This window comes from Bacillus sp. XF8 (assembly GCF_017498755.1).
Taxonomy (GTDB): Bacteria; Bacillota; Bacilli; order Bacillales; family Bacillaceae_G; genus Bacillus_A; species Bacillus_A bingmayongensis.
Genome location: NZ_JAGDQK010000051.1, coordinates 26,265 through 36,805, shown reverse-complemented (window position 1 = coordinate 36,805; position 10,541 = coordinate 26,265). Strand labels below are relative to the sequence as shown.

Genomic DNA, 10,541 nt, shown 5'->3' with positions numbered 1-10,541 from the left:
CTCATTGTACCATCAAGCATTTGAACAATCTCATTGAACAGGACCATAGGCATGTGAAGCGACGTTTTTCCAAATCCGCAGGATTTCAAAATCTTCGCCACGCTTCCCGTACCTTGAAAGGCATCGAAACCGTATCAGTATGTCCAAGTTTTATAGATTTATTGTAATTATCCTGAAGTTTTTTCACCAGAACCTTATTAACAGTAGATGATACCTTCTGCATCTTCATTATAGCAAGGCTCTACACGCTTCCCTATAGATACGACAATTTTTAGGGAATCTTGGCGAAGAACTAATGAATGCTTGTAAGAAGAAATTCAAACAAATGGGCGGATAATCAATTTTAGTTATATAAAAATTATATAACTAAAAACGATAGTATTGAAGTACTTTAATACTAATTTATAAAGCATTAAAATTAGAATTCATCTTCCATAATTAGATTCCCAGCATCATTATCTTTCGTCAATCTCTGTTTCAGATAATTTTCTTTCGTAGTCCGATCATTTTTATGACCTACTGCAGCTGCGATGACATGAGGCGATAATCCTTTGTAATCATACAAGTACTGTACATAAAAATGTCTAAAGAAGTGGGGAGTGATTCGTATATTCTCTGTAAAAGGTAACCTGGTATCTTTAATAATTTTAGAGATATATTGTGACAAGTAATTCTCTCTATAAGCAGTATGGTTCTTTGTTTGAAATATCGTCCCACCATTTTTATTCCCAATGTCTACAGGTAACCTTCTCCGAATTCGAAATGCAACAATACGATTAAAAATCTCCTTATTAATAGAAACAATTCGTTCATTATCCCCCTTTGTATCAACTGTTAAATAGTAACGTCCGCGTATAGCGTCATACTCAAGATCTTCCCATTTGGCATGAGCGACTTCTGCAACACGTAATCCAGTGGTAGCTAAAACGGATAATAAAGCATAGTTAATTTCATTATTCTTATAGTAGTTTAGCAGTTGCTTCACTTGCTCATATGATAACTCACGCTTTGGTTTATGTTGCTTGTTTACTGTCGTGCTTAGAATCTCCACATGAAGGGGTTCTTGAATATATTGAATCTCATATAACCATCTTAAGTAAGAGCGAATAACTCCGAGTTTCCGACTAATAGTAGATGGCTTATATTTTTCTTTTGATTGATTGGAAATTGCCTCCTGAGACAACCATTTTTGATAGTTACGGATATGGCGCTTCCTTAGATTCCTCCACACTTGACCAACTTTATAATCCCTTACATCTTGCTGCAGAAACTCTGTACTTTGTTTGATGAAAAAATAGAACTGGCTTAAATCACGTGCATATAGAGTCCTAGATGCATCCTTTATACGCCTTTCTTGATCAAAATGGGTTTGCCGGTTCAAGTAGTAGTACAAAATTTCTTCATCTGAAAATCCCTCATATGTATATGAATCTTCTCTTTCATTATTTTCCTTTTTAAATTCAGCTGCATTAATATAATCACGACTCCATAATGAAATTATGTTTGTGAAATTTTGTTTTTGTTTTTCTATATTTTCTAAAGAAGTTTCACTATGAATTGTATTCAATTCAAATTTCATTATCCTTCAACTCCTTATTAATTCCTTTTATATCTATTATTATAACTGAATTGCATTCAAAATTATTAGCATTGTAAGATTAAATTTTATAAAAATGAAAATGTAATATGACTATAGAAAAACGTCCATTTTCTATGGTTATGAGTTTCTTTATAAAATTAATAACATTTTATTTGATTTATAATTACATAAAAATGAATTTAATTAGAAATTATATTTTGTTATTAGATAAAAATTTAAATAGTTTATTTTTGAGTTATGTTATAATAAATTAAAATTATATATTTTATAAATTGTAATTTACATAATAATATTATTTATTTTCTATACAAATGTAATATTAGGGGGAACATGAATGCTGAGTGCATGCGAAATAAATATGACCACAAACGAAGTAAAAGAGTATTTAGATATTAGTCACTTCACATTTAATAATTTGATAAAACAGGGACAATTAAATCCAATCAATAAGGATACATGGCGTTTAGATGGGAGCTTTTTATTCAAGAAAGAAGAAATAGAGAAATTAAAAGAAGAACTTAAGGTAGAAGGAATTACTTTATATCAAGCAAGTAAAAAGTACCATATCAGTGTGTATCAACTCGAAAAATGGATAGAAGAAGGCTTGATAACTTGTACTATACAGGAGCATCGTAATCGCAAAACAAAATTTTTGAAAGAGGATGATATCCGTGAATTGGTACAGCAAATAGAGCGGAAAAATACAATCTATACATACTCACAAAAGCATAATGTAGTACTATTACAAAGATTTATGAAAGGGAATACGTTAGCACGTATTCTCTCCATTCCAAAACGTGGAGATATCATACTACGTGATGAATTTGAAAATGACATGACGTTAGAGGATGCAATAAAAGTAGGGTATGAGCCTGCCTATGCTTTATCTGATCAACCGCGAAGTCATCATCAAAGATTTGTGAAATTCCGCTTTCCTAAATCTTATCAATATCGAAGTGATATTTTTCGATTTATAGATCTTATATTACAGTATGTATCACCAAGAAACTTAAAAATATCAGCAGAAGGTGAATTTTGGTATTTTGATATTCGTCAATCTCTAATATCATTACCATCTGGAATGCAAACCGAATGGATGGATAATTTAGCACCCTTTATAATAGAAGGAAAAATGATACCACGTGTTAACAATAGTGTATATTTAGATAGCAATACCGTAACAAAGCCCGTAACTCTTACAAGTAACGAGTATAAATTTATAAAAAAAATTGTAGAAGAAACAAATAGTTCCATCGAAGAATTTATTAAAGATGCAATTCAAGATAGGATTAATCAGCACTTACTTAATCAAAAATAAAAATTTTATCAACCATAATATAGAAAAAACAGTAAAAAATTCATATAAGTTTACATTTAATTGTTCTATACTACAACTTATAGAGTTATTCTCAAAATCTCTATGTGAGTCGAACTATGCCCTTAACAAAAAAGAATCACTTTTTAGTGGTTCTTTTTTGTTGTAAATCTTTGAGTTAGGATTTAATCGGTTCTGGTGCAAAAAAATGATACATTACAAAATTTGTTTTTTTTGCACCAGAACCTGTTAATTTATATGTAGTCAATATTTCTATTGTTAATTCATTCTTTTCTATACTAATTACATATTATTTTCAGAGTGATAGTGTCAGTATATTCGAAGTTGAGAGATTCAATACAGTTATCTTGAGGTTTTGGACTAAAATAAATTTTCTAATACTTGATATTTTTTTTGTAAAATCATGTTCTTTTTAATTAGATTTTGTAGTATTCATTATAAATTAAAGATACGTTTCTAGTAGAAGACTCTCCTTATAAAGATTGTGCCCCATGGAGGAGTCTCAACTTTTTTTAGAGCACTCACTCTAATGTGAGTGCATTTTTTTTGCAGACAAGGAATAGAACGCTTCCATCAACATCCAGCAAGGAGAGCGATTATGTTAGTAGAATCATATATAGAGCAAGAGACAGGCTCGATAGCTAAGTAAACTTCATACCGGTAGGTACGATTACCTTAGAAGCTCTCCTTTAAGTGAAGTGTAAATGGGGGGGGGGCACATGATGTTTTTTTAATTAGCTTAAATCCTTTTACTTACAGGCTATTTATATAGGTTAGTAGTGAGAAAGGAGATAAATCATGTTCTTTAGAAATTTAACAAAAAATCACTTAATGACTATTAATTATTATAAGAGTAGATTTTTGTAAACATGTAAAGGGCGTGTATATAACCTTGATTTGCCTCAACAAACCCTTACTTTAATAGATGAATAGCAAAAGGTCTGATACTGATAGATTAATAGAACGCTATGACCCCTTACCCTCCTTTCCAAAAAAGACGAAAAATTTCTCAATAGCCATTCTATAATCTATATCCATTATCTTGATATAATGGATATATTTGGATACTTAAATTATTTTAACGGGAGGAAATTATACATGGTTATTGATTTACAATATCTTTCTCATTTAATGCATCAAGCATTTTCAATTCCCATTTATTTTCTATCTACAACTAAGGAGATATTATTTGAATGTACTTCTCATAATACTTATAATCCTTTTTATTCAAAGAAAGAAGAACAGTTGGGAGAGCTTTATGAAAAAGACACTCTCAAAAACTTCCCTTTTCTCAAGACGAATCGTTACCTAGAAAATTTTATTTTAATCCAGATAGTAGAACACGAATATTTAAAAGGAACACTTATTATTGGTCCATCTGTATATCCAAAGGTATCTAAAGACACTGTTATTAAGTTTATAAATGAGTTCAACCGAGGTATCAGGACACAAGATGTAATTTCCTATTTTCACAATGTACCTGTAGTTAGAAAAATCACTTTAATTCATATAGGTATTTTATTTCACTATTTGATTTTTAACGAAAAGCTAGATACAAACATCTTTTGGGAGCGAAATAAATTACTGGAGGAAACTTCTTACCCGCTTTCGAATCCTGACTTATATATTTCTACACGACGACAAAGCAACGCTGCTTATTATGATATATCATTGGAAAAACAATTTTTCACAGCTATAAAGGAAGGAAATAAAGAAAAAGTCATAGAATATGCATATGCATTTCCACAAGAGGAGGCAGCTAATTTATCCAAAGGAAATCAGCTAAGAAATCAAAAAAATAATGGCATAATTGCGATTACATTAGCTACCCGATATGCAATAGAAGGTAGCCTCCCATCGGAAATTGCATTTTCACTTAGCGAGTTATATATACAAACTCTCGAGCAATTAGATAACATGTACGCTGTAAATAGATTAATAGAAGATGCTTTATGTACGTTTGCGGATTGTGTAAAAGAATATAATACTCAAAAATACTCCAAAATTATAGGTGCCTGCTTAGACTATATTGCTAAAAATATTTATAACAAAATTACTCTAAATGATCTTGCTAAGAGTGTAAATGTAAACCCTAGTTACTTATCCAATTTGTTTAAAAAAGAAGTTGGTATCTCTTTAAGCAAATACATACAAAATGAGCGAATAGAAGAAGCGAAAAAGCTATTAACATTAACCACATATTCTTTATCTGATATTTGTACCTGGCTTAACTTTAATGATCAGAGCTATTTTACAAAGATATTTAAAAAGGTTACTAATATGACACCTAGACAATATCGAGGAAAACACACTGTGATTTGAAAATTCGAATTCCTGAAAGTATGGATTTGACATAAAGGTACGACGTTTGGTTCTGGTGCAAAAATAAAATAAAAGAGAATAAAGCACATATATTCCTAACGGAATCGTGTCTTATGCTGCAAGTCCAAACAATTGATGGATGAATTCTTTCTGAGTTTGGACGGACTGATTCCGTAAATCAATCTGTTCTTTTGTAATCATATGCATGACTGTAGCTGTGTCAAAAGATTTGAGCCCTAGCATAGAACGGATACGCTTCTTTATAAAACTATGATCTTGTTCTACTGTGTTATTCAAGTACTTTTGTTGTCTAAGTTGCATACCATCAGGTATGCTTTTCTTTTTTCAACTGTTCAATTGCTATAGGATAAGCTGGATTCTTATCGACTGTTATAACACGAGGCTTTGAAACATGAAAAGACCGCAAAGCTTTCTTGAAAAAGCACTTCGCAGCCTTCTGATCTCTTGTTTTGCTTAGGCAAAAATCGATTGTGTTTCCTTTCGAATCAACAGCACGATACAGGTACATCCACTGCCCTTTTACTTTGATATATGTTTCATCGACTCTCCAGGAATCATTTGTTTAAGGTAGCAATTCAGGACCATATTGATGAACCCAACGCATAATCGTTGTATGAGAAATGGATAAACCTCGTTCCTTCATCATTTCCACCAAATCACGAAAACTGAGATTGTACCGTAGGTACCATCTTACCGTTAATAAGATAATATCAGGCTGATAGTATTTCCATTTGAACAAATTTTTCTTTTCCATATGGATCACACACCCTTTTAGAGTAATAGTATTAGTATGTCCAAGATTTATAGATTACTTGCAATTATCCTGAAGTTTTTGCACCAGAACCATATTTCGCATGTATTTCTGCATAAAATCTTGATACTCTTGTGAAAAGATATTAAAGTTGTTTAATTATATACTTAGAGATGCAAAAAACACCTACAAGTTAATTTAGTAGGTGGTTTTAAAGTTGATAAAAAATACGTTTTATTTGTTGCAGTCGTTCATTTAAATGAATAATAAAGTTGTTTCATTTCGGAAAGCGCATCGTTCAACATAGCCCCCATTTATAATAAATAACGTTCAATAATTTGTTTTGTTATTTCTTCTTGATACTTACTAGAAAAAGGGTCTGCAAAACCATGCTCTGCTTCTACAATTTCAATAAACACATTACTTTTTTGTTCTAACACTTTTTTCAATTCTTTTGGTTCAAAGGACTTTTCTTTATCGCCATACAATAAAACAACTTCAGCTTTTGGTTCAATTTCTATATATTGTCTAATACGAGAACCATAAAAACCAATTACCTTTTGAATTGATGGCTCATCACTACATAGCCAACCAACAGTTGCCCCTATACTAAAACCGACAATCTGAATTTTATTATAAGACTGTTCAACATCACGTATGAGTTTCTTTGTTTGTTGAAGTACAGCATCAAATCCAATATTTTGACTAAAATTATGATAGGCTACTTCTTCATTTTCATAAGAATATGGTACATCTTTCCCTAATAGATTTGGTATATATACATCATAGCCATTTTGAAAAAAATAATCTGCATAATATCGAATATGTTGATTGATTCCATAAATTTCGTGAAGTAAAATCACACATTTTTCAACATTTTGTTTTAACTCCATTAGTAAATTTACACTCCCTTTCTGCCCTTTATTGTACTAATAAAACATAGTAATATTGTAATTTTTATTATACATCAAAAAATAAAATACGGAATAAAGCCTCAATTCAATCCCGTCTTTTAAAGAAATTTTATTTGTTTTTAAACGACTTTATTGTAAATGTAACAACTTTATTGTCATTTAACATATACGATACATGTTCTTGTATATTTTATAATGTTTATTCGGAACAATTGTATTTTCATTCTATATTTTTGGGGGCGTTTAAAACTTTGCAACAGAACCGATTTTATAGTGAAGAAAATACTAATTATATTATTACTTATCGGGCTGATTTTTCCTGTAACTTATATTTATGGACAAGGAAATGGCTTTGAAAAAAAATACAGAGAAGCTGGTTATACCTCAATAAAAAACGCTAAAGGTACTTTCGAAAAACATAATAAAGAAAATACAAATATCCCTGAAAATTTACAGGATTATCTTTCATTTAAAGCTTCGCATTCTTTCGGTCAATACAATATTCAAAAATCTAAGGATTTAAGAATTGAGTATATAAATAAAGATTCTGGTGAGATTTTCATTATTTTAGTTTATCCTAAAAAGAGTGAAATAGTTTTTTCAAAACCTGATAAAATAGGTGAATTTAAAGATGGAAAGGGTCAATATAAATCCGTAACAGAAAACAATTTTTCAATGGTTCAATTTCAATCAAATAAATTTTCTTATATTCTATCATCAAATTCAAAAAGCATTAAAGAAGAAGATTTTATAAAGATTGCAAATCTAATAAGAAATTCATAAACAAAGTAAACGTCAAATAGGGGGACGATAGCTGAAGAAATAAAAGGTAGACACCTCTTTTGAATGAGATGTCTACCTTTTATTGTCCCAAAATATGACGAACTTCCGTAATATCCATATTCGTAAACTTCGCAATATCTTCTATATCCATTCCGTTTTTATGCATGCCACGGATTAATTGTTCTCTTTCAGCTAGTTTTCCTTTTTCAATGCCTTTTTGTTCGGCATATTTGAACTTAGAAGCTTCATCAATAAGGGCTTTCTGTCTTGCTTCATACGACATACGGAATGCAGGGTCTTGACTCATCTTTTCCCACTTTTGCATCGCATCTTTTAAAATTGGATCTCGATTCATGGCAATCTCCTCCAGCGTATGTGTTAATTGTGTATCCTCATTTGCAGATAATAACAGTAGCCATCTTACAAAGGCATCTTCCCATGGATTTACTTGCTCTTCTTTCCATTGTGCCATTAATTTTGGAATTTCAATGACGTGTACTTCTATATCATCTAATAGTAACTTTTGCAACTGAATATCCCATAGCTTTCCTGTTGTATGGAAGTTTTCATACTCAGAAAAGACAGGAAAGTTCAATATATTAATGGTTATCGTTTTTCTAAGTGCATCGTAAGAGTTACCTTTTTGTAACTGGGATGCATATAAGCGACTCCAATAATACAAGCGGATCTGTTGCAAACTTTAAAAACATCGCAAAATATTGAATATATCATACATACTTTTGAATAGTATCCAACGTTTATTCTAAATAATTGTATTTTAATTCTACATTTTTATGAGTTCTCAAAACTTTGCAACGGAACCCTTTTTTTACAGCTGTCCACTTGACGGGGGTAAGACCAAATCAGTCTGTCCAAAATCAAAAAGAGTTCATCCACAAAGTGTTTGGACTTATAGCATAAAATACGATTTCACTAGGAATCTACTATTATCCGTGTTCTTCTTCATATATTTGCACCAGAACCCAAAATAGGGATAATTGTTCTAGTCGACAAGATAGGAGTACTGAAAACCAATAGAATCTAATACCTACTTATTGTTAGTTTACATAAGATAAATTATCGGTAGTTACTGGTTGTATTAAAATCTAATCTCAAAATAAATGGTTGTCTTATGTTAATGAGATGAAAAAGAGGAAAATGTTCCTTTTTAAATTATGTTTATAAATAACATTACAATGTAGGCTTTTTAAGTATGCTTGCAGGATGATCATTTAAAAAAGGATTAATATATGAGATTAAATTCTCTTCAGGCGCTAGTACTTATTTTGATTTAAACTTTGTTTGTATCTCAAAATAAATAGTATTCTTGTGTTTTGAGATGTCAGAGGAGAATACTAATTTAGGTGTCTCCCCTAACGTCTAAAAAGGAGAAGTAGCGTCTCTTATTCCCCTAATTTGTTCTGTAGACATACGATATCCAAAACGGAATCCGTAATACCAACAGCTCGCTTGAACCTCTTGATGAAACTGGTTGTGATTCTTTTGCTCCTATTCTCGATTGCAGATGCTAAACTTGTATTAACGCTTATTCGGTCTGCTAATCCTGATTGATTAACTTCCAGAAACCCCCGTACAACTTTAACGGTTGTTGCTGTAACAACAGAATTTTAAAGAATTGTTGAGAGATTCCGTACTACAGATAACCAAAATGTAACAACCAAAAAAAGACACTCCAAAGGGAGCATCTTTCTACTGTATAGCCATATCTATAAAACAAGTAGGTAAAAAACTACACAGTTATGTTCTTCCCCCTAAAATTAGAAAAAAGCATAACAATTTCTCCTCACCTATATAATAATGATTCTAAAACGTGTACCCCTATAATTCCAATATCCCCATAACTTCTTTCGTAAATAGTTTAAAATCTTTTAAATGTTTTTCGATAATTTGACGAACAATATCTAAATTTACACTTTGATAATCATGAACAGCAATATTTCGAAATCCAACCATCGCCTTTAACTTATTTGCTAGCTCTTTGCTAAGTAATCCTGCTGTAACCAATAAATCAAAAGCCTCTCGACTAGATTGTGGTAATCCTAACTTTTTTCCTGCAACAATATGCATTGCTAAATCAATACTCGCTTCACAAGCTCTTTGTATGTTCAATATTATGGAATCTTGCTTTGTATAATCCTCTAAATTCTCAGGGTCATTTCCATACACATCTTGGATTCTTTTTATACAACGCTCTATTGTAGAAATTTTATTTAAAATAACTTCATTCTTCATATATAGAACCTCTTTTCTTTATATCATCAAATACTATCTGGCGTTCCTCATTCAATTTTGAATACATTTTTAAAGTTTTCATTTCAAAAATGACCTTTCGTTCTTCATCAGAACAAAATATTGTCTTTCCTGTATGTATAATCTGAGCTTGAAAAACTGTAGAAGCTTCGGATAAATCAACTAAATCAACATCTTTATGAACGATGTTGGCTAATTCCTGTGCTAATAAAAAACGCTCATAATTCCCTAAAGTTATGTCACTTAAATAGGCTAAATCAATATCACTATCTTCTCGTTCTCTGTTCTCCGCTGTTGATCCAAACACAATTATCCAATAGGGATTCACCGTCTCTTGTAATTTTTCTATAATAGCTGTAATCATGCTTTGAAAAATCATTTAATTAATCCCCCTTATTATACTTGAATTTTATTATATCATAACCATTACTAAGTCCTTTAAGCTACAACAAATACATAAACAAAATTAAACCTGCTTAGTACTTAAAGCACCATAAGATTACATGCTTATTCCTGAAATAATGCTATTATAGTTCAAGGAGA

The 10,541-nt window shown here is 30.9% G+C and carries 7 protein-coding genes and 3 pseudogenes; 4 read left to right on the top strand and 6 right to left on the bottom strand.

Annotation, left to right across the window (positions count from 1 at the left end):
* Nucleotides 1–134, top strand: a pseudogene (locus tag J4P91_RS25610) (DDE-type integrase/transposase/recombinase); the annotation flags it as partial.
* Nucleotides 135–418: 284 nt separating this feature from the next.
* Here J4P91_RS25610 and J4P91_RS25605 read toward each other — a convergent pair.
* Nucleotides 419–1,579 (bottom strand): tyrosine-type recombinase/integrase, encoded by a 1,161-nt coding sequence (locus J4P91_RS25605; RefSeq protein WP_207996313.1) that lies wholly within the window; start codon nucleotides 1,577–1,579, stop codon nucleotides 419–421.
* A 355-nt stretch (nucleotides 1,580–1,934) separates the two neighbouring features.
* Between J4P91_RS25605 and J4P91_RS25600 the strand changes: the two genes are divergently transcribed.
* Nucleotides 1,935–2,918 carry a DNA-binding protein gene (locus J4P91_RS25600; RefSeq protein WP_207996312.1) on the top strand — a complete coding sequence of 328 codons (984 nt, stop codon included), beginning with the start codon at nucleotides 1,935–1,937 and terminating at the stop codon, nucleotides 2,916–2,918.
* A 1,116-nt stretch (nucleotides 2,919–4,034) separates the two neighbouring features.
* Nucleotides 4,035–5,258 carry an AraC family transcriptional regulator gene (locus J4P91_RS25595; RefSeq protein WP_207996311.1) on the top strand — a complete coding sequence of 408 codons (1,224 nt, stop codon included), beginning with the start codon at nucleotides 4,035–4,037 and terminating at the stop codon, nucleotides 5,256–5,258.
* 111 nt (nucleotides 5,259–5,369) lie between these two features.
* On the opposite strand, the pseudogene J4P91_RS25590 reads toward J4P91_RS25595, so the two are convergent.
* A pseudogene (locus J4P91_RS25590) lies at nucleotides 5,370–6,033 on the bottom strand (IS6 family transposase).
* Between the two features lie 311 nt (nucleotides 6,034–6,344).
* On the bottom strand, nucleotides 6,345–6,923 hold the full coding sequence (locus tag J4P91_RS25585; RefSeq protein WP_207996310.1) for a dienelactone hydrolase family protein: 579 nt from the start codon (nucleotides 6,921–6,923) through the stop codon (nucleotides 6,345–6,347).
* A gap of 294 nt (nucleotides 6,924–7,217) precedes the next feature.
* Between J4P91_RS25585 and J4P91_RS25580 the strand changes: the two genes are divergently transcribed.
* A complete protein-coding gene (locus J4P91_RS25580) occupies nucleotides 7,218–7,727 on the top strand; it encodes a hypothetical protein (protein WP_207996309.1) in 510 nt (169 codons plus the stop codon).
* A 79-nt stretch (nucleotides 7,728–7,806) separates the two neighbouring features.
* Here J4P91_RS25580 and J4P91_RS25575 read toward each other — a convergent pair.
* The 3 genes and pseudogenes from J4P91_RS25575 to mntA all read right to left on the bottom strand — a co-directional run.
* Nucleotides 7,807–8,409 (bottom strand): annotated as a pseudogene (locus J4P91_RS25575) (Rpn family recombination-promoting nuclease/putative transposase); the annotation flags it as partial.
* Nucleotides 8,410–9,566: 1,157 nt separating this feature from the next.
* Complete coding sequence (hepT, locus tag J4P91_RS25570; protein ID WP_174103817.1) at nucleotides 9,567–9,980, bottom strand: type VII toxin-antitoxin system HepT family RNase toxin; 414 nt, start codon at nucleotides 9,978–9,980, stop codon at nucleotides 9,567–9,569.
* Nucleotides 9,970–10,377: a type VII toxin-antitoxin system MntA family adenylyltransferase antitoxin gene (mntA, locus tag J4P91_RS25565; protein ID WP_207996308.1), complete on the bottom strand. Its 408-nt coding sequence runs from the start codon at nucleotides 10,375–10,377 to the stop codon at nucleotides 9,970–9,972. The genes hepT and mntA overlap by 11 nt, the downstream gene beginning before the upstream one ends.
* Between the last annotated feature and the right edge of the window lie 164 nt (nucleotides 10,378–10,541).

Coding starts and splice junctions, on each gene's coding strand:
- J4P91_RS25605 (WP_207996313.1), bottom strand. CDS start 1,579: ATGAAATTTGAATTGAATACAATTCATAGTGAAACTTCTTTAGAAAAT.
- J4P91_RS25600 (WP_207996312.1), top strand. CDS start 1,935: ATGCTGAGTGCATGCGAAATAAATATGACCACAAACGAAGTAAAAGAG.
- J4P91_RS25595 (WP_207996311.1), top strand. CDS start 4,035: ATGGTTATTGATTTACAATATCTTTCTCATTTAATGCATCAAGCATTT.
- J4P91_RS25585 (WP_207996310.1), bottom strand. CDS start 6,923: ATGGAGTTAAAACAAAATGTTGAAAAATGTGTGATTTTACTTCACGAA.
- hepT (WP_174103817.1), bottom strand. CDS start 9,980: ATGAAGAATGAAGTTATTTTAAATAAAATTTCTACAATAGAGCGTTGT.
- mntA (WP_207996308.1), bottom strand. CDS start 10,377: ATGATTTTTCAAAGCATGATTACAGCTATTATAGAAAAATTACAAGAG.